At 52.3% G+C, this 18,359-nt stretch carries 16 protein-coding genes; 8 read left to right on the top strand and 8 right to left on the bottom strand.

Features of this window, described 5'->3' with window-relative positions; all coding sequences use genetic code 11:
• Positions 1 to 260: 260 nt before the first annotated feature.
• Positions 261 to 2,603, top strand: coding sequence for a transglycosylase domain-containing protein (locus EPA93_RS34060; RefSeq protein ID WP_129891789.1), 2,343 nt, complete (start codon positions 261 to 263; stop codon positions 2,601 to 2,603).
• Positions 2,604 to 2,753: 150 nt separating this feature from the next.
• Here the strand turns inward: EPA93_RS34060 and EPA93_RS34055 are convergent, their stop codons facing one another.
• A complete protein-coding gene (locus EPA93_RS34055) occupies positions 2,754 to 3,689 on the bottom strand; it encodes a PHP domain-containing protein (protein ID WP_129891788.1) in 936 nt (311 codons plus the stop codon).
• Between the two features lie 101 nt (positions 3,690 to 3,790).
• On the opposite strand from EPA93_RS34055, the gene EPA93_RS34050 reads away from it, so the two are divergent.
• Positions 3,791 to 5,326 carry an outer membrane protein assembly factor BamB family protein gene (locus tag EPA93_RS34050; protein WP_129891787.1) on the top strand — a complete coding sequence of 512 codons (1,536 nt, stop codon included), beginning with the start codon at positions 3,791 to 3,793 and terminating at the stop codon, positions 5,324 to 5,326.
• 344 nt (positions 5,327 to 5,670) lie between these two features.
• Here EPA93_RS34050 and EPA93_RS48665 read toward each other — a convergent pair whose 3' ends face one another.
• Complete coding sequence (locus EPA93_RS48665; RefSeq protein WP_165423579.1) at positions 5,671 to 5,850, bottom strand: hypothetical protein; 180 nt, start codon at positions 5,848 to 5,850, stop codon at positions 5,671 to 5,673.
• A gap of 88 nt (positions 5,851 to 5,938) precedes the next feature.
• On the opposite strand from EPA93_RS48665, the gene EPA93_RS34045 reads away from it, so the two are divergent.
• Together EPA93_RS34045 and EPA93_RS34040 are read left to right on the top strand one after the other, a co-directional pair.
• Positions 5,939 to 6,427: a MarR family winged helix-turn-helix transcriptional regulator gene (locus EPA93_RS34045; protein ID WP_165423578.1), complete on the top strand. Its 489-nt coding sequence runs from the start codon at positions 5,939 to 5,941 to the stop codon at positions 6,425 to 6,427.
• A 105-nt stretch (positions 6,428 to 6,532) separates the two neighbouring features.
• Positions 6,533 to 7,165: a hypothetical protein gene (locus tag EPA93_RS34040; RefSeq protein ID WP_129891785.1), complete on the top strand. Its 633-nt coding sequence runs from the start codon at positions 6,533 to 6,535 to the stop codon at positions 7,163 to 7,165.
• A 53-nt stretch (positions 7,166 to 7,218) separates the two neighbouring features.
• On the opposite strand, the gene EPA93_RS34035 is transcribed toward EPA93_RS34040, so the two are convergent.
• Together EPA93_RS34035 and EPA93_RS34030 are read right to left on the bottom strand one after the other, a co-directional pair.
• Positions 7,219 to 8,184, bottom strand: coding sequence for an LLM class flavin-dependent oxidoreductase (locus EPA93_RS34035; protein WP_129891784.1), 966 nt, complete (start codon positions 8,182 to 8,184; stop codon positions 7,219 to 7,221).
• 208 nt (positions 8,185 to 8,392) lie between these two features.
• Complete coding sequence (locus EPA93_RS34030) at positions 8,393 to 9,553, bottom strand: epoxide hydrolase family protein (RefSeq protein ID WP_129891783.1); 1,161 nt, start codon at positions 9,551 to 9,553, stop codon at positions 8,393 to 8,395.
• 248 nt (positions 9,554 to 9,801) lie between these two features.
• Here EPA93_RS34030 and EPA93_RS34025 point away from each other — a divergent pair, with 248 nt between their 5' ends.
• On the top strand, positions 9,802 to 10,632 hold the full coding sequence (locus EPA93_RS34025; protein ID WP_129891782.1) for a helix-turn-helix transcriptional regulator: 831 nt from the start codon (positions 9,802 to 9,804) through the stop codon (positions 10,630 to 10,632).
• 193 nt (positions 10,633 to 10,825) lie between these two features.
• Here the strand turns inward: EPA93_RS34025 and EPA93_RS34020 are convergent, their stop codons facing one another.
• Together EPA93_RS34020 and EPA93_RS34015 are read right to left on the bottom strand one after the other, a co-directional pair.
• Positions 10,826 to 11,374, bottom strand: a complete 549-nt coding sequence (locus EPA93_RS34020) for a DinB family protein (protein WP_129891781.1) — start codon at positions 11,372 to 11,374, stop codon at positions 10,826 to 10,828.
• Between the two features lie 71 nt (positions 11,375 to 11,445).
• The gene (locus EPA93_RS34015; RefSeq protein WP_129891780.1) at positions 11,446 to 12,285 is read right to left on the bottom strand and encodes a MerR family transcriptional regulator; all 840 of its coding nucleotides are present in this window, start codon (positions 12,283 to 12,285) and stop codon (positions 11,446 to 11,448) included.
• Between the two features lie 179 nt (positions 12,286 to 12,464).
• On the opposite strand from EPA93_RS34015, the gene EPA93_RS34010 reads away from it, so the two are divergent.
• Together EPA93_RS34010 and EPA93_RS34005 are read left to right on the top strand one after the other, a co-directional pair.
• Positions 12,465 to 13,844, top strand: coding sequence for a S1 RNA-binding domain-containing protein (locus EPA93_RS34010; protein WP_129891779.1), 1,380 nt, complete (start codon positions 12,465 to 12,467; stop codon positions 13,842 to 13,844).
• Positions 13,845 to 14,055: 211 nt separating this feature from the next.
• A complete protein-coding gene (locus EPA93_RS34005; RefSeq protein ID WP_207229275.1) occupies positions 14,056 to 14,559 on the top strand; it encodes a hypothetical protein in 504 nt (167 codons plus the stop codon).
• Positions 14,560 to 14,620: 61 nt separating this feature from the next.
• Here the strand turns inward: EPA93_RS34005 and EPA93_RS34000 are convergent, their stop codons facing one another.
• Positions 14,621 to 15,400: an alpha/beta fold hydrolase gene (locus EPA93_RS34000; protein ID WP_129891778.1), complete on the bottom strand. Its 780-nt coding sequence runs from the start codon at positions 15,398 to 15,400 to the stop codon at positions 14,621 to 14,623.
• An 83-nt stretch (positions 15,401 to 15,483) separates the two neighbouring features.
• Positions 15,484 to 16,218, bottom strand: a complete 735-nt coding sequence (locus EPA93_RS33995; RefSeq protein WP_129891777.1) for a helix-turn-helix domain-containing protein — start codon at positions 16,216 to 16,218, stop codon at positions 15,484 to 15,486.
• 681 nt (positions 16,219 to 16,899) lie between these two features.
• Here EPA93_RS33995 and EPA93_RS33990 point away from each other — a divergent pair.
• A complete protein-coding gene (locus EPA93_RS33990; protein ID WP_165423577.1) occupies positions 16,900 to 18,318 on the top strand; it encodes a helix-turn-helix domain-containing protein in 1,419 nt (472 codons plus the stop codon).
• Positions 18,319 to 18,359: the final 41 nt, after the last annotated feature.

Here is an 18,359-nt window from a genome sequence, read left to right as displayed (position 1 = left end):
CTTTTTCTCTACGCCCGAGCCGGCTGTCTATCAGTCAGATCAGCAAGAAGGAACAGGGGAACAGGCCCATTTTCTCGATATGCACCTCACAAAGAGGTATGGTGAGTTTGCACCAGGTACAATAAAAATGGAAGCACGCAGATGCATCTTTCTGTTATGTGCATAGCGTGTTGAGATTCAGATATACATAATGTTCCATGAAGAGTTACGTGTTGTATATGTTTTCTATTGCCCGCATTATTTAGAAAAGAGGTTGAAATATGAGGACAGAGCAGCAATCAACCCCGTCTTCCTCAGTTGAGGAAAGCGCATCTGCCACTCAGGGTACTACGGGGGCTACATTAGATAAAACCTCGTCTACCACAGCCGAAGAGACAAGTAAACAGGCTCGTGTTGCCGTGCTTCCGGCAAAGCTGCCCGAAAATAGCCGGGCGGCTCGGGCCCAACGCTTGAATGACATGCCAGAGGAGCCAACACGCGGGGTCTATTATAAGGTGCCTCACAAGTTGTCACAACCAACTGGATGGCGCACAAAACGGCATCTCAAGCGGAGAAATCTGCACTTGAGTAATCTGCGCTACCTGGCTACCGAGCGTCTGGGCACGCGTGGAGCAATGTTGCCTCTGGCCTCTGCTATCCTGGCGATTGCTGTTATCTCGGCTACGATTCTGGTTGCTATCTCAGTGCTTGCCGACGCCACCAATCAGCGTTATGGGCAGCAGGTACTCACATTGCAAGATATTCTACCTAAAGATAACCTGAAAATATATGATTCTCGCGGCTCAATGATTTATCAAGCTACTGACGCTGGCTTACAGACAACTGTCCCTTTATCCAAGATCTCACCTCATCTTGTCAATGCTGAAGTTGCTATTGAAGATCAATACTTCTGGAAGAATCCGGGCTTTGATATTACTGGTCTTGTGCGCGCGGCCCTGGAAGATGTCACCCACGGCCACATCCTCTCGGGTGGCAGTACACTTACGCAGCAGTTGATTAAACAAAATATTGTGGGCGATCAGGTCTCAATGACCCGTAAGCTGCAGGAGCTTATCATAGCTCCTGATATAACGCGGCGCTTTACTAAAGAGCAAATCATGGAGATGTATCTGAATACAACCTTCTATGGAGAGCAGGCTTATGGGGCTGAGGCAGCGGCTTTTACCTACTTTGGCTTGCAGGATACGCCTACGAAGACGGCAGCTCAGCAGCTAGATATCGCACAGGCGGCTATGCTGGCCGGTATCCCCAGCTCGCCTTTTGGGCGCGATCCTTACTTGCATCCTAAGGCGGCCTTTGCGCGTGTGCAAGAGGTGCTCAGGCAGATGTATCTGCAAGGCTACATTACCAATCAGGAGCGCCTGCAGGCTATCAATGAGGTGCAGCAGCCCAATTTCTTGAAGCACGGGGTGATTAAGAATGATTCAGCGCCCCATTTTGTGAACTATACGCTTAATGAGCTGGCCCGCGACCTGCACGTCAAGGTAAGTGATCTCTCGCGCTCGGGTTTGATTGTCAACACGACGCTGGATCTCAATCTACAGAACCGCGTGCTGAAAGATGCGCAGAAGCATATCGCGGAGATTGCTCAGGCGCATCACGTCACCAATGCGGCCGAGGTGGTGATCGATTTTCATACCGGGGCGATTCTTACAATGCTTGGCAACATTGATCCCAATAATCCGCGCGATGGCGCCTTTGATGTGGCCTCGCAGGGCTTACGCCAGCCCGGCTCGGCTTTTAAGCCGTTCATCTATGCCACAGCCTTTGAGCATGGGGTCAGTCCCGGGGCGCCGGTTCTGGATGGGCCGCTGACTATCCAGATGTGCTGTGGCCTGCCAGCCTACACGCCACACAACTATGATATGAGTTATCACGGCTTGATAACCTATCGCTATGCGCTGCAGAACTCGTTCAATATTCCGGCGGTGAAGCTCATGATGCAAACTGGCGTTGATGCTTCGCTGAAGATGGCGCAGGATCTGGGTATCTCTGCCTATAACGGTACGCCAAACTATACTATGGTGCTGGGCTCGCTGGGCGTGCATCTGCTGGACATGACTTCGGCTTATGGCACCTTTGCCAACGGTGGCGTGCATATTCCACCTCATACCATCAGTACTGTAAAAGATGTGCATGGCAAGACCATTTTCCAGTTCAATGATCCTGGCAAACGTGTGCTCAGCAAGCAAGCTGCCTTTATGGTCACTAACGTGTTGAGTGATAATACGTCGCGCTCCTTTGAGTTTACTAAGTGTAGCGCGCTCTACCTCTACAGCACTTCACAATCTCAATGTTACGCGGGCAATACCGGTCCGGTCCGCCCGGCGGCGGCCAAGACGGGAACCTCTAACGATTTCCGCGATAACTTGACGATGGGCTATACTACCGATTACGTGGTTGGGGTCTGGGCTGGTAATAACGATAATTCGCCGATGGTGGATGTGACCGGCGTTGACGGCGCTGGCCCGATCTGGCACGATACAATGATGATGGTGGAGCAGGGTAAGCCGATTCGCAACTTTGCGAATCCAAGCGGAGTGGTGAAGAAGACTGTCAGCTATCCTGGCATTACTACGACTGACTGGTATATTCAGAAATAGGAGCTTTGCGCTCCTGGCACCTTTAGCCGTGTTGCGCCCGCGTTGCTTTTTAGCGAGTAAGCAGGCGCGATACGGCTCTTTTTTATGCGCCTCTAGTCTTTTTACAGGTAACTTGATACCCAGGTGCGCTAAAGCGCGGATTTTCTTCTTCTAGACGAGCTTTATGCCCAGACGCTCTAAGAGGCGCCGGCTAATGGCTGCCCGGTGCTTAATGGGCATGCGTTTGGCGTGGCCGTGTGAGTCCGAACCTGTGCTGCAGAGTAGATCATGCTTGCGAATATATTCTTGATACGCTTCGATCATCTCTTTGCTATGCATAGGATGGATTAATTCAATTCCATCAATGGGGACGTCAGCGCGCAGCTGATCGAGCAAGGCGGGATCGTAAAAGGTAAAACCGGCCTGGCGGCGGCCTGGATGCGCGATGAGGCAGAGGGCTCCGCTGCGATGGGCGGCATCCACGGTCTCGGCCATATCTGCTTTGAAGGGGCGATAGCCAGCCTTATTGATGATTTGATCGATAGTGGCACGGTCTGAAGCGATGCCGTGTTCGAGCAAAAGAAGAAAGATGTCGGTGGGGATTCGTACTTTTCCGTCTTTGTGGGCTAAGAGCTCGGCCTGGCGTGGAAACTGGTAGCCCTGCTTGAGCAGGTTGCTATGCACTTCCCGGGTATTCTCCAGTTGCAGGCTGACAATTTTTTCGGTGAGCGGGCGCAGATAATTATTAACGGGATCGAAGCCGTAGCAGAGCAGGTCGCCCATTTTACCGTTCCATTGGGTGCTCATCTCGACTCCTGGGAGCACGGGTAGACCCTTTTCGTCGGCAAGCGTCTGGATGCTATCAACCATATCTACACGATCATGGTCGGTTACGGCAACCATGTCGAAGCCCTGGTCTACCAGATAATCAACGAGTTGGGCCGCGGTCTGGCGTCCGTCGCTGTAGGTGGTGTGCATATGCAGGTCGATGGATGAGTCAGGGGATAAAGTCAGGTCTTTGATCAAATGCGTCAAACTATACTCCTTTGCGAAAACAGGTAAGCCAATGATCTCTCTGCGGTAATCGTACCACAAGTTTGCGCTCATCTGCCCATTCTTCAGATTCAATTCAGCCTGGTGCTGCATAACTATGTTCAGGATATCTATTACAGGTAAGGCACTATCTCTGAGAAAAGGGAGTCAGTAATATGCATGATCTTGAGCATGAAGCTAGACCAGAAAATGTACGATCAGGACCGGCTGAGCAGACAACTCCCACGGAATTAGAACGCCGCCGACCCTGGCTGTATGTGGGGATCGGGGCGACACTACTTTTTTTGCTGCTGGCCATTCTGGCAGGCCTGCTCAATAGCCAGAGCCGAGCTTTGCGCCAGGTCCAATCAGCGCCAATTAAGCAACACGCGACGCAGGCTACTCCCACCTTTGATGCCACAACACAATCGCTTGATTATGATGTCAATCTGAATAAGATGGGGGATGTGATGTATGCCGGAGCCGATATCTATGCCTATGCCTTGCGCGCCAGCGATGGCCGGCAGCTCTGGCGCTTCAAGCTGGATGGCCAGATGGGCGAGGCGCCGGTAGTGGCTAACGATCTGGTCTATGTGAATGCGAACTGGGGCCAATACGCCAAGGTAAATCATATCTATGCGCTGCACGCCAATGATGGCTCGCTTGCCTGGCGCTACGATAGCGATAGCTATACTCCACCGCCTACAATAGTCAACGGAATTGCCTATCTGGCTACGCATAAGGGCCTGGTTGCGGCCCTGGACGCCAGGACGGGCCGAGAGCTCTGGCATGCCAATTTTCATGCGCAGGGCTATAGCGAAGGCATGCTACAGATAGTCGATGGCGTCCTTTATGTGGATATCAGCGAACAGAATGCTTATGGTTCCAATAATCCCACCAGCACGCTTTACGCGCTACGGGCCAGCGATGGTAAGCAGCTCTGGTCTCACAAGGCTAAAAGCAGCCTCTATATCGCGCTCATCGAGCATGACATGCTCTACGTTGATACCTCTAATGGGCTGCTGGCCTTGAGCACGGAGAACGGGCGCCCGCGCTGGCAAATCCCGCTTGACGGTTCTTTTACGGGTCCCCAGCTAGTTTTACACAACAACGTGCTCTATGCCCTGGAAACAAAGGTCACGCTGGAAGGCACGCCGATCAGTAGCCAAGGCGCGCTATTGCAATCGGGGCTGGCTGGCCTGCTGCTCTCCCATATCCAACCTTTGCAACCACAGCGACCCTTAAAAACTGGCCTCTCCACGCTCTATGCCCTGCGCGCAGATGATGGCTCGGTGCTCTGGCGCCATCCACTGCCTGCGGAGCATGGTAGCAACTGGGCCCGAGATCTGCACTGGGGCCAGGATATGCTCTATTTTAGTTCGTTTGTCGATGAGAATAAGGGTTATGTTTACGCGCTGCACGCCAACGATGGCTCGCTCGCCTGGCGCTATACGAGCCACCGGCCATTTTCTAGCAGCATCCTGGCTCAGGGCAAGCTTTACTTGAGTGCCAACACCGATCAAGATACTACTGTCATGGCTCTCGCTGCCCGGGATGGAAAGCTCTTGTGGTCGCATAAGCTAGAGAGCACGGCTAGCTATACCGATCCTCTCTACGACGGGACTTCGCTCTACGTCGGGACACACACGGGAGAGATCTATGCGCTACGCCTCAGCGATGGCTCGCAGATCTGGAAGGTGAACAAGCTGTGAATCGGCTTTTTGAAACGCCACAAAACGCTACATAGAAACGGCTAAATGCCACACTTGAGCATAGGATGGTGCCGGATGGTGCCGGGCAGCTCCCTTTATCCGGCACTCCATCAAATCTGCATCTAAAACGGCCTCCAGAGCTGGATTAGCCCTAACACGCTGCATAAAACGAGTGCCGGGCAAAAATCGACAACTTTTTGCTTTTGTACATAGCTTAAAGCAGCTTCTAGAGCCAGATTATCCCTATATATACTTTCTTCGAGTGCCGGGAGTGCCGGGTTTTGACAAGAAAGTAGTTACCCCCCAAATTCAAATGCAAAAAAGCGTATTTTAAAAAAAACCTGTCAAAACCCGGCACTCCCGGCACCGATATGGTCTGGACCGGCTTGTAGAGCCAGATTATACCGGTGCCACATACCCGGCACAAGCCCAAAAAAGCCGGCACCACCCGGCACCAGTTTCTCAAGTGTGAGCATGATAAGAAGCGCGTCGAGCGGGCGGGTTGTGAGGGGAAAACGCTTCATCTCCTGGGCCCTTCGTGCATATGAGCAGTGGCTCTCAGGGACAAAACATACTGAGGACAACGCTAAGAGCTTGACAAAGCATAAAAAGGTGTATATACTCCTAAATATGGAAAACGAAACACAGCCAGAGATAACACTTGCCTTAGCGAGAGTAGATGCGAGCTGTCTCTGTCTCAATGCGCGCAAAATGGCTCGCGCCTTGACGCACACCTACGAGGCATTCATGCAACCCAGCGGCCTGCGGATAACGCAGTTCAGCCTCCTGGTAGCAATTGCCCTGGCACAAAAAGTGCCACTGACTCATCTCGCGGCGATATTAGCGATGGATAGAACGACGCTGGCAAGAAATCTCAAACTCCTGGAAAGTCAGAACCTGGTCAATGTTGCGACGAGTGAAAAGGACCGGCGCGTCCGTCTCATTACCCTCACGCAGCAAGGGTATCGGATCTTGAAGGAGGTTCTTCCCCTGTGGCAAGAAGCGCAAACACAGATGATCTCGCTTCTCGGGTTAGAGCAGGCTCGCGCCTTGCTTGCTAACGTCGAGTTAGTCATGGAGCGTGTGCCCTTCTCGTCATAGCAGCGGGAGCGATGTTTCTTTTTTTTGACCAAATAGGAGTATATACACGTAAAAAGCTGCAAGCGCTAACCAGCTTGCCATACGGAGCTGAAAGGAGACACTTTCGTGGAAATGCTTTCTCAGCGAACAGATACAGCGAAGGTCACCATTGTACAGTACGTTTTGTTGGCCTGGTTCTTTCTTGCGCTTGGCGCCTCATTAGCTGGCTGGTTTGTCGGCACACCAACCCAACCTCCGCTAGCATTTGGCCTGGCCGCTATCGTGCCGATTTTGCTCTTTTTTCTTGTTTACCTCACATCCAACCCATTTCGTCGTTTTGTGCATTCGCTCAATCTAATCAAGCTCACGGCCTGGCAGTTCTACAGAGTGATAGGCGTTACTATGCTTGTGCTTTACAGCAAGGGCATGCTGCCGGCTTCCTTTGCGCAGTCGGCGGGCTGGGGAGACATTATCGTTGGGATCACAGCACCTTTGGCGGCCCTGGCTCTGGCTTCGGGCACGCGTTGGGGGAGAGGCGTTTTCCTCACCTGGAATGTGCTGGGGCTGCTCGATCTGCTCTCGGCGCTCGGCCTTGGTATGCTGCTCTCGGGAACACGATTAAGTCCTTTGACGAGCACCATCAATACAAGCATAATGAGCATGTTTCCCATGAGCCTTATTCCAACTTTTCTGGTACCGCTTTCCATAATCCTACATCTGATTGGCTTCTACCAGCTTCGTAGGCGCAGCCGCGCATAAGAGAGAGCCTGCTCCCAGCAAGAGGAGCAGGCCCAGAATTCCTTTGCTGTTGCTTACAATCGCCCTACAAAGCGTGCCAGGTGCAAACCCTCCTGGGTGGCATCGGAGATCGGCACAAGGCCCAGGGCCAGCGCATCAATCTCCGTAGTGGTAAGCAGTTCCTGCAGGCGATCTCTTATCTTGCCCTCATCGCCAAAAACCAACAGACTTTCAACGAATCTATCCGAAACCGCATCAACTTCCTGCTCCGTAAAGCCGGCGGCAAAGAACATGTTGCGATAGTGTGGGAGCGTCGTCATAAAGCGAAAAGTTTGACGTCCCACCCGTAAAGCTGTCGCCCGATCTTCTGTAAATGCCACGGGAACATGGGCCACGACTGGTGGACGGGACCTACCAGCTTTCTGCGCCCCCGCGTTGAGAGCGGGAAGCGCTGTATTGAGCAAGTAGGAGATCGGAGCCATATAGGGAAGGGCACCATCAGTTACTTCGCCGGCGAGACGAAAAGCTCCCACGCCGAGCGCCGAGATGTATAAGGGAACATGTGTTGCTCCCGGAAGAGTGGCATCAACGCTAAAGTAGCGCCCCTGGTGATGAACCTCTCCTCGCTCCAGAAGTGGGCGCAAGACCTGAATATATTCACGGAGGTAGGTCAGGGGCGCATCCATGGTTACGCCATAGAGGTGCGTTGCATGTGCGGGAGAACCTGTCCCTATTCCTAACCTCAGCCTCCCTGGCGCCAAGCTATTGAGGCTCAAGGCCTGCTGGGCCATAAGGACAGGATGGCGCGAGGAAACCTGCACAACATATGTTCCCAATTTCAGCTGGCTGGTACGCGCTACAGCGGCGGCAAGCGTCGTCAGCAAATCTGGCGCTCCCAGTGGGCCAAAACTTAGCCATGCATGCTCAACGCCAGCCTCTTCAAGCTCGACAAGATGCGCCACAAGGCTTACTTGATCAGTTGGCAGTACATTTATACCAACTCGTTCTCGCAGAGAGCGAGTCGCGTCTTGCTTTTCCAAGGATATTTTTCCTTCTTTGCTAAAAATAGTTTAGTACAATACCCTTCTTAACAACGGAGAGAACAGCCTTATTCCTGCAAATCAGCAAAAGAAGATAAAAGCATGCAAAATAGGCGTTCAACATATTTTAGCTTGCTCCTATCGCGGCCAAATCTCGTTTCTTCGATATCCTAGCGCATTTTTATCATAAATCTTGTTACACAACCTTTTAGGAACGCAGCATCTTGAAGAAGGTGCGCATATCGTTGACGAGCAAGTCGGGGGCCGTCTGGGTGGCAAAGTGATTGCCCCGGTCGTAGATATTCCAGGAGACGATGTTCTTATGGTCACGTTCGGCAAAGGTTCGGATCGTCCGATGGTCACCGGCAAAATTAACCAAACCAAGCGGCACAGTCGTAGGTTCGGTCGACCGATGCTGCACGCGAGCGCTGTGAGCGGTCTCATAGTACAGGCGTGCTGAGGATGCCGCCGTGTTTGTGAACCAGTAGAGCGCCGCAGTCGTGAGCACATAGTCGTCGCTGACGCCATCCCCGTATTTCTCATATTTCCCATAGTTCTGAAAGTTCCCATAGTTTTGATAGTTCCAGGCAAGCTGACCCACTGGAGAGTCTGCTAAAGCATGCGCCAGGGTCTGAGGAGCGGTGGACTGCATATGATAGTAGCCTCCTTGATGTTGCTGCCAGGCGAGATATCTTTGCCACTGGACTTTCTCCTCTTTAGAAAGAGCCTCTATCTCGGCCGAGTTGCCCCAAGGAGATGAAAAAATTGCGGTCACATGCACACCCACCACGTGTTCGGGATCGAAGCGACCGATCTCTGGGGAGATAACCGCACCCCAATCCGAGCCGTGGACGCCGTAGCGATCATAGCCAAGCCGGTGCATCAACTCGATGAATGCATGGGCCATACGGAAGCAATCCCAGCCCTTCTGTGTGGTCGGCCCGGAGAACCCAAAGCCTGGCAGCGATGGGATGACAAGATGGAACGCCTGGGCTGGCTCTCCCACATGAGAACTGGGATCGACGAGGGGATCAATCACCGTGAGGTAATCGAACACGGATTTGGGCCAGCCGTGGATCAGGAGCAACGGGAGAGCGTTTTCGACGTTCGAGCGAACATGCAGGAAGTGGACGTTTTCTCCGTCGATGGTCGTCGTAAACTGTGGATAGGCATTGAGCCTGGCCTCCCAGATACGCCAGTCATAGCCGTGCTGCCAGTAGGAAACGAGCCTCTTGATGGAGGCCAGGTCCACCCCATAGTCGGTGCCTGCATCAGGCAACTCATCGGTCCAACGCACACGGGCAAGGCGAGCATTGAGATCATCTATGTCTGCTTGTGGAATAGCAACAGTATAAGGTGTCATCGACATCCATTTCTCCGATCTGTGGTAGAAAACTGTGACGCATGCACCTGCTTCAAGCGGTGATACGTCTCAGCCTCTTTGTATATGTTCTTGCACTCATACGGGTAGCATGCTTCACTGACCTTTTCGTCAGGATTATACGCCAGATTCATGAGTATATGCGGTAGGAAGTATAACGCCCTTTTTGACTTTGCACCAGCACTCAAATTATCATAGGAGAAAAACTGTCAGGCTCAACACAGAAAGAAGGTGCAATGAACAAGAGCATACGACGTCAAGAGCTGGCACAGTTCTTACGAACGCGACGAGAGCGCCTTTCGCCAGAAGTGGTGGGAGTAGCTCTTGATACGCGCCGGCGCACACCGGGATTACGAAGAGAGGAACTGGCCTTGCTGGCAGGCATTGGCGTGTCGTGGTATACGCGCTTAGAACAGGGACAAGATATTGTGGTCTCTCCACAGATCCTTGAACGCCTGGCCAAGGTCTTTGACTTGAACGCCGCTGAGCGTCATCATCTCTTTGTGCTGGCACGAGAACACGTACCAACTGAGTTCTATCCCTTAACCAGCACGATCAGTCAGGAACTTCAAGGAGTGCTGGACTCCATAGCTACTCCCGCCTATGTCTTCAATCCTCGCTGGGATATTATGGGCTGGAACCGGGCCATCAACTACGTCTTTCCAGGCTTTGAGGGGCTATCTCTGCTTGAGCGCAATATTCTGCGTGTGATGTTCGGCAACCCGGTGTATCGAACGCTCTACTATGACAATGAAGACTATGAACAGGTGGCCTACAAAACCGTGGCCCTCTTTCGTGCCTGTACCGACCGCTACGTGCAAGAGCCATGGTTCAAAGACCTGATTGCAGAGCTTCAGCAAATGAGTTCAGCATTTCAGGAGTGGTGGGCAGAACATGATGTTCGAGCGACGTGTACGGAACCAAGAGCACTGAAGCATCCATCGCTTGGGCGGATGGTCTTCCACACAAGCATCTTTCAGGTCGTTGACGCTCCCGATCTGCAGATGCTTGTTTTTACCGCAGCAGAAGCAGAGACAGCCAGGAAACTGTCCGAACCTGTGGAGTAACACCAAATCTCATCTTTGCCTGCACTTACTGAGATTGGCAGAAGCATTGAGCCAGGCAAATAGATGAGAGCCCGTAGGCCTGATGAGATGATTTCTGCGAATGAGTCTTGCATACGGAAGCTCAGGACAAATCACTAAGGGCCCTCTTGAGGAGGGAGCTCAGCTGCAAGCTCCCTTTTCACGAGGAAAGCTATCAAGTTCTCTCCCGCACTGTCGCAAGAAATACCTCCAGGTCAGGACGATGCCGGACGAAGTGCTGAAAATAGCCATCAGGAACCCCCATAGTTTCGTGCAGCATCTCACCCAGCGAGAGGAGCCCCATGGGGGTTGAAACTGCTGTGGACCAGTCAGCATTAGAGAGACTTCCTATTTCCCCTAAGAGGGTCTCGTGAATCGTTATGGCTTGCAGTTGCACCTCGTGAAGGGGGGCATGCTGGCTCCAGGCAAAGCCTCCTAGATTTATCCGCTCGCCGGCATCAAAGGCTTGAAACTCTGGGTGAAGATACCAGGGCACTTGCCCTGCTCTCCATTGCGCTAGCGTCTCCAGGCCCATGCGTTTCCAGAGGGTGAGATGGGCAATGAGATCTTTGATAGACCAAAGATGCATCTGTGCATAGGTCTTTGCGCCTTGCGCCCCTGGAAGCTGCAACTGCTTCTCTGAAAGCCCTTGAATGAGGTCTTGCAACTGTTCCTCTTCAGCTCTCAAAATATTGAGAGCTTGCTGTTGTGTTGGGAAGCTCATGAGATTCTCCTGCTTGTGTAATAGAGATGGCGCCCATGTCCCTTTTAGAAGGTGAGAGCGTTGAGGGATTCCTACTTCCTAATGGGTACTTGAAATTCGGTGATGATCTCCTGCTCTCTCCCGATGTCTGAAGGGCACATATCCTCTTTTGGCTGGTGGCGAGCGCGATGATAGACTTCGCGGTCTGGTCCGTTCACCCTATAGCTGTGCAGATCGAGCCAGGTCCAGAGAGCCTCGCATGTTTGATCGAGAGTAGCATCGCCGCCACGATTGATAATGGAGGCCACCGGAGAGGCAGCTTCCAGAGCCTCAATGCGTAAGGATGATGAAGATGGAATACTCCGTGTGAGTGGAATGGCAATCTCAACTTCAACCGGCTTCTCCCAATCGGTATAGGTATGGTAGATGACGGTGACAGGAGCGGCTTTCCTTGCTCGATATCTCGTGACATAGCCTTCTGTCTCCTCAATCGCCTCGTCCAGTAGATCCATGTGAGAAAGCCAGAGACGCTGCATCGCACAGAGAGAAGACGGGACAGCGCGCACCACGATATTCTGTGTGGGCAGATACGCGCCCTGATCTGCCGCTTGTAGCAAGCGCTCAAGGGCCTCCAGGCGTGTTTGCTCGCGTGCCAGAGCTTGCCGCGTCTGCTGATATTTGGAAAATAGCAGTTCTCTCACAGCACTACTATCGTTGGAATGCTGCAACAGGAAGTGGATTTCCTCCAAAGCATACCCTACCTCTTTCAACATAAGAATCTGGTAAAGCTGCTCTAGCTGCTCTACCAGATAATAGCGATATCCTGAGCGAGCATGAATATAGGCTGGACGAAACAGCCCTATCTGATCATAATGGCGAAGCGTAATAACTGATACCTGCGCCAACTGCGAGAACTCACCGATGCTCAACATAGTAACCCTCTCTTCGTTTCCTCTTTATTACTTTACACTCTCTGGTAACCAGAGAGTCAAGTCATTTATCTTAATGGAAGATATGCGATCAGCATATTTTGCCTCTATTTCCCTCCTTTTTATCTTGTTAATGGCCAAATAATGGTCTATAATTGGCCTTAGTAAGGAGGTGGTTTTCGTTGAGTGAGAAGCAAACTGAGCAACATAGTCAACATTTTAACCTCAGTGGGGAGGCCAAGCAGAAGCTTGAGCAGCTGACTGCCAGGCGCTACCCAGGGAAAAAGCGCAGGCAAAGCCAACTCGTTGAAGATCTGATTACGCAAGCATTTGCAAAGGAGTATGCTATGAGTCCCTCTGCAACGACAATGCAGGAGCCAGACCCCGATTGGTTAGCACCAGCCACAAAGGAAGCGATCTCTCTAGCCCGACAAGCTGCCCTTCGTTTCAAAGCGACAACAGTCACCCCAGAACATCTCCTTCTGGGACTCGTTGAACAAAGTGAGAAAGGCTTGCTCGATGCTCTTGCCTCCTGGCATATCGAGGTATCGACCATGCATCGCTACCTCGACCGCTTGCTCACTGCAGAACAGCAGCGGCAAACTGTCGAGGGGCAGTCCAGCATACAGCGTCGCCTTGAAGAACTGTTCGCTGAACTCAAACCAGGTGAGGTTCGTCGCGGCATTGTGAGTCAAATCACAAATTTTGGAGCCTATGTTGATCTAGGAGCTTATGGCTCGCTCCGCCTCAATCATCCCAGCGAGGTACTATACGCCGGCCAGGAAGTCGAGGTTCAGATTATCAGCGTCGATAAAGAGAAGAAAAAGATCTCACTCTCGCTTAAACGCGCTGGAGTCGATCCCTGGACAACTGTCGCACAGCGCTACGCGCCAGGACAGATTGTGAAGGGCGTGATAACGAAGATTGCTCCATTCGGCGCCTTTGCGCGTATCGAGGATGGCGTTGAGGGACTCGTCCATCTTTCTGAGATCACTCCCGGAGTTGACCCCAAAACAATTCTTCAAGAAGGCGCACAACTTCAGTTCCGTATTCTGCACATCGATGCCGAGCGCCATCGCCTGAGTTTGAGCCTTTTTCTAGTTGAAGAAGCTGAGAGGAATGATACGGCGTCAGAACCTGGAGTACAGCAGATAGCTTCAGTTGTGCCTGATGTTGAAGCGTTTGATGACAGCCTTCCTCTATCCGATGAGGCCCAGGAGTCCCTTCGTCAAGCGCTAACGATCGCGAAGCGTATGCACTCCTCGCTGGTGCAGCCAGAGCATCTTTTGTTAGGCATCTTCCAGAATCGACGCATTCAGGATGCCCTTGCTCCCTTGCTTCCTTCTTCCGCGACATTTAGTGCCCCTAGAGCTGATACTCCGCAGCGTGCGAGTAAGCAGGGAGCCACTTGCCCTCGCTGTAAGCGCATGCTCCAGGCGCATTGGAAACATTGCGTATACTGTGGCCAGTCGCTTGCTTCAGTATGCCCTCAGTGCGGTGCTCCGCGTGCGGAGGTTGAGGACGTACGCTTTTGCTATGAGTGTGGAAGCCCATTAGAGTAATTGCTCACGGTTCCCGCCAGTACCTATTTTACGAAGGAATATCCAGGCGCGGCTCGCTCTCCAGGATCAGACATTTAAAGCAAAAATCAGAACAAGCTCACAATTATTAGGAACAATCCTAGCCGCATTCCCCTGTATATTACCTCGAAACAGTTAAGAAAGAGCTGTTTGAGCGCTTCAATCAATGATGAATAGAGGCAGGAGAAAGCGTGTGACTGAACAGGATATAAAGGACCAGCGGCAGGATGGCCGGGCCGATTTTGATTTCTACATTGGCAAGTGGAATGTGCATCATCGGCTCCTACGCAAGCGCCTGAAGGGATCGCAGGAATGGGAGGAATGTACAGGCGTGGCGGTTGTTAACAAGGTGTTGGATGGGCTAGGCAATGTCGACGAAATTACTGTGGAGCGAGCTTCGGGGCGCGTAGTGGGCATGACCGTGCGCCTCTTTGATCCTCGCTCCCAGCTGTGGAGCCTCTATTGGGCAGATAGTAGGGCTGACGGTTTGCAACCGCCGATGTTTGGTGCGTTCCAGGATGGGCGCGGCATATTTTATAACCAGGATACCTTTGAGGACAAGAAGATCTTTGTGCGCTTCATCTGGTCTCCCTTGACCGAAAATAGCTGCCGGTGGGAGCAGGCATTTTCGGCCGATGGGGGTAGCAGTTGGGAAATCAACTGGATTATGGAATTCCAGCGCGCCGAGGAATCCTGAAAAGTAGCTACCTACCTTGCGGATCTGGCTCAGCTTCAGCCCTTCATTCCTGGAAACGAGGTCAGTCAGCGAAGAAGGTTTCTAGCACAGGAGCCAGAACCGGCGCATTGATATCGTGTGTTTGACCCGCAAGGCGGCGATGCTGGGCGTGAGGGAGCGCCTCCGTGACTGCCTGGGCCGCCTCGTCTAATAGAGCCGGGCTTTCACTCCCGCTGACCACGAGTGTCGGCACTTGAATGGAGCCGAGTTGCGCGAACAAGACTTCCATGTGGCCAAGGATAGTCGCGTCGTAGACAAGCGTGTGCGCCATAGCTTCGAGCGCTGGTCTGAAGGGTGCATTTCGCATCTGGGTAACGATTTCAGCCGGTATACCCACTAAATCAATCTGGAAGAGCTCGACGGCTTCACCACGTAAATCTTTTGCCAGCAGTTCGCTAAGCCGCCTTGCGGCTTCTTGTGCCCGCTCTGCAGCCCCATTGCCGATCAGGAAAGGCGGTTCGTAGAGCGCTAGCTTTGTGATCGGCAGAGCATGAGCTGCGGCCATGAGTGCCAGGAGAGCCCCGGAGGAATAGCCAAAGACTGCGGCTGATCCACCCGCCTCTTTGATCAAGGCCGCAAGATCTTCGATTTCACGCTCAAGCGCATAGGGAGCCGTATCGCCGCTTGCTCCTCGGCCCCGACGATCATAGTTGAAAACAGTGAAGTGCTCTGAGAGGCAAGCAGCCAGCGGTGCGCCAGTCGCTTGATCGTTGAACGCGCCAAGTACCAGAATGACGGCAGGACCTTTCCCCGCCTGCTCAAATGCGATAGCTGTTCCGTCCTGTGAGAGTACTTTTTTCATAGCTTTTCTCCTTGCAAGCTTGATTGAACATGGCTATCGTACTGCAGACCAGGGGCCTTGTCTTGTACTGAAACGACAGTTGCTCAAGGCTTTCTCGTGCGTGCAATTTGCGCAGGCGTCTGTCCGCTGAAGCGTTTGAGCGCTCTGGTCAGATGGGATTGATCGAAATAGCCAGCTTCCTCCACTGTGTCGAGAAGAGGGACGCCTTGTTGCAATAAAGCTGCCGCGTGACGAGCCCGCTCAAAGGATTGCAGAGTGCGTAGTGATAGCCCGGTGGCTCGCAAGAAGCGGCGCTGGACAGAACGCTTTGACAGTGCTGATGATTGGCCTTGCAGTACAGCGTCTACCACTGGCTCATGCACAAGCAGACCCTTACGCACCAGTTTGTTGATAAAGGCCTCGACGTGTTCGTACTCAGGAAAGCGCCAGGAGAAATCGTCTAACCAGAAGGAGTTGGCAGACGCCCGAGGCAAGATTTGCCCTTTGTCTAACAGATTTCCCACTGGCATCTGCGATATAAAGGTACCAAGGGTAAAAGTGATGGACAAGAACTCAGCACCCTGGGGGTAATGCATGGCCCCGCCTTGCGTCATGGGACCCCACACCGAGAAGCTTGTCTCGCCTTGATATCTCACAAGCAGCATATTCCAATGTCCATCAGCCGAGCAAAGAGATGCAGATTCTCTCTCAATCCAAATACGCCTGATCTGCTCCACAAAAGGGGAGTCAGAAGCTCGTGCCTCATGTGCGGGCTCCTGGCTGTGAGACATATGCTCAGGGCTCTCTGCTGCGCCGTCTTGTGGCTCTAGAATTTTCATGCCATGCTTCTCCTTTTTGGGTTGAAAGCTCTCCCCGCCTGTAAATAGATTATTTATTACTCTTCTTTTTCTGCCCTCTTAGACCGGTTATGCTGGGAGCAAGGGGCCCCATAGAGTTCTCTTCACCTTGCGCCCGTCGCGACCAGATCTCGACTTTTGTGCTCAGCGCTAAAAGTAGTGGTGTCGCGCCAGTCGGAAGTTACTTTACAGTCTACGCTTGCACGCTTCTCGACAAGTAACAAAACACATGCTGAGAAAAGCATAGCCCAAATTCAAGCGCGCTTGCAATACACAAATCCACTTCAATCTCGATGAGGATCAGGAGGCTGTGCGTTATGGAGAGCTGGCTGGTCGCACAATCACGAGTTGAGATCAGAGCTCTTTGCTTGCACCTTTCGCGCACTGCGCATCAGAGAGATAATGCGCTGGATGCGCCGCCTTTGCCAACGCTGAACAGCCGTTGAGATGCGGTATATCGCTCGCGCCGCGAACCAGCGGGGCTCGCGCCCCGTGCCCCCGGTTAAGGGCGGAGGCCCTTAACAATCCCTTTTCTTGAGAGCCGGAAAGCCCTCTACGCTTGCACGCTTCTCGACAAGTAACAAAACACATGTTATGCTTATATCTGAAAAACTGAATAGATCACGAAATACAAGCGAGCAGTGTTGTTGGAGGGAAATGATAATGGAACGGGCACAGTTATCTCGGCTTGAGCAAGAGCGACTTGATCGCGGCTGGACACGCGCATATGTAGCAGAGAAGGTAGGGGTCGATCCGGCGACGGTTTTACGTTGGGAACGTGGCCAAAACTTGCCGCAGCCGCTTCATCGACAACAACTCTGCAAGCTCTTTAGCAAGAGCGCATCGGCACTAGGGCTTGAAGAGGAGGAGAGCCCTACTATCGAGGGAGGACAGACCTCTGTAGTACCTGCGCAACGGGTTGAACTGATTGAAGACACATACACTGTGTTTCGTTCCCACGACTTCACGATGCGCCTGCAAACTCTTGTCTGGTCGTGGCTTATTCGTTATGGTCCTGCCCGTTATCATGAGCTTCAGCAGCTTTTACTGTTTGAGCTAGAGGATAACAGCATGCATACTGATGATCTGCTCAGCCGCCGTGAGGCTATCCGCCGCTTAGCCTGCCTGCCTATCGAAGTCTGTGGCCTCTCCCTCGCTGCTCCTGTTCTAGTACGGCCTATAGAAGAAATTCTTACCCATTGTGCCGCCGGGATCACTGCTTGCTGGTATTTACGCAAAGGCAAGGATTTGGCCTTTGCTTCTGATACTATCTCCCGCTATATCCCAACTTTGCGGGAAATCGTAGCGATTGGCACAGAGAAACAGCGTCAAGCTTCTTCGAGCCTCTTAGCTCAATGTTATCTTCTCCTATCCGAGCTTGCTATGCATGTCTCCAATAGCAATCTCTCACTCTCGGCTGCTTGTGAAGCTGAAACATACAGCAAAGCATCAGGAGATGCCATTCTACAAATTGTAGCTGCTAGAAGACACGATGCAGCGCACTGGTATGCTGGCCACTGGGAACAAGCATTGCAGTCCGCGCAAAAAGCGCAACATCTATTGGAAACCGCGCACATTCCTATATCACCTCGTATTCAGAGCTATGTCTATGCCGGCCTGGCAAGCGATCAGGCATATTTTGGCCAGAAAGAGGCTCTCGTTTCCCTCAAAAAAGCTCATTCCTCCTTTTTTGCTCATTCTCCTGATGAGCCTGTTCCTATCTGGATAAGTAACCATAGCGAAGCCAACCTTGTGCTTAATGATGGGCTAACTCATTTTTATCTTGGCAAAAATAGAGAGGCGTTTGACTCTTTTAAGCAAATCACTGAGCACCACGCAGATACAGAAGTAATTCGTGTCGAGGCGCTCATCAATCAGGTAATGGCAGAAATCACCCGCGACGATGTTTCAAGGGATAGAGATTTATGTATTTCTCTCTGGCAACAGGGCATCGAGGGCGCAATTAGCTTACGAAGCGAGCAATGGTTCAATGAAGCGCGTATTTCCTACACAGCAATGCAGGCAGCCTGGCCAACAGAACCGCGCATCAAGGCCCTGCGTGAGCTTCTTGTCCATTGGTAATTAGATAGCTCTCCTCTTCTTAGCACGCTTGCTTTAAGCGT

This window comes from Ktedonosporobacter rubrisoli (genome assembly GCF_004208415.1).
Lineage (GTDB): Bacteria > Chloroflexota > Ktedonobacteria > Ktedonobacterales > Ktedonobacteraceae > Ktedonosporobacter > Ktedonosporobacter rubrisoli.
Note: the sequence above shows the minus strand (reverse complement) of the source record. Positions and strands in the feature narration are given on the sequence as shown.

What these genes read in the sequence shown, in the direction of transcription:
- EPA93_RS34060 (WP_129891789.1), top strand. Translation starts at nt 261, where the DNA reads ATGAGGACAGAGCAGCAATCAACCCCGTCTTCCTCAGTTGAGGAAAGC.
- EPA93_RS34055 (WP_129891788.1), bottom strand. Translation starts at nt 3,689, where the DNA reads ATGAGCGCAAACTTGTGGTACGATTACCGCAGAGAGATCATTGGCTTA.
- EPA93_RS34050 (WP_129891787.1), top strand. Translation starts at nt 3,791, where the DNA reads ATGCATGATCTTGAGCATGAAGCTAGACCAGAAAATGTACGATCAGGA.
- EPA93_RS48665 (WP_165423579.1), bottom strand. Translation starts at nt 5,850, where the DNA reads ATGAAGCGTTTTCCCCTCACAACCCGCCCGCTCGACGCGCTTCTTATC.
- EPA93_RS34030 (WP_129891783.1), bottom strand. Translation starts at nt 9,553, where the DNA reads ATGTCGATGACACCTTATACTGTTGCTATTCCACAAGCAGACATAGAT.
- EPA93_RS34025 (WP_129891782.1), top strand. Translation starts at nt 9,802, where the DNA reads ATGAACAAGAGCATACGACGTCAAGAGCTGGCACAGTTCTTACGAACG.
- EPA93_RS34020 (WP_129891781.1), bottom strand. Translation starts at nt 11,374, where the DNA reads ATGAGCTTCCCAACACAACAGCAAGCTCTCAATATTTTGAGAGCTGAA.
- EPA93_RS34015 (WP_129891780.1), bottom strand. Translation starts at nt 12,285, where the DNA reads ATGTTGAGCATCGGTGAGTTCTCGCAGTTGGCGCAGGTATCAGTTATT.
- EPA93_RS34000 (WP_129891778.1), bottom strand. Translation starts at nt 15,400, where the DNA reads ATGAAAAAAGTACTCTCACAGGACGGAACAGCTATCGCATTTGAGCAG.
- EPA93_RS33995 (WP_129891777.1), bottom strand. Translation starts at nt 16,218, where the DNA reads ATGAAAATTCTAGAGCCACAAGACGGCGCAGCAGAGAGCCCTGAGCAT.
- EPA93_RS33990 (WP_165423577.1), top strand. Translation starts at nt 16,900, where the DNA reads ATGGAACGGGCACAGTTATCTCGGCTTGAGCAAGAGCGACTTGATCGC.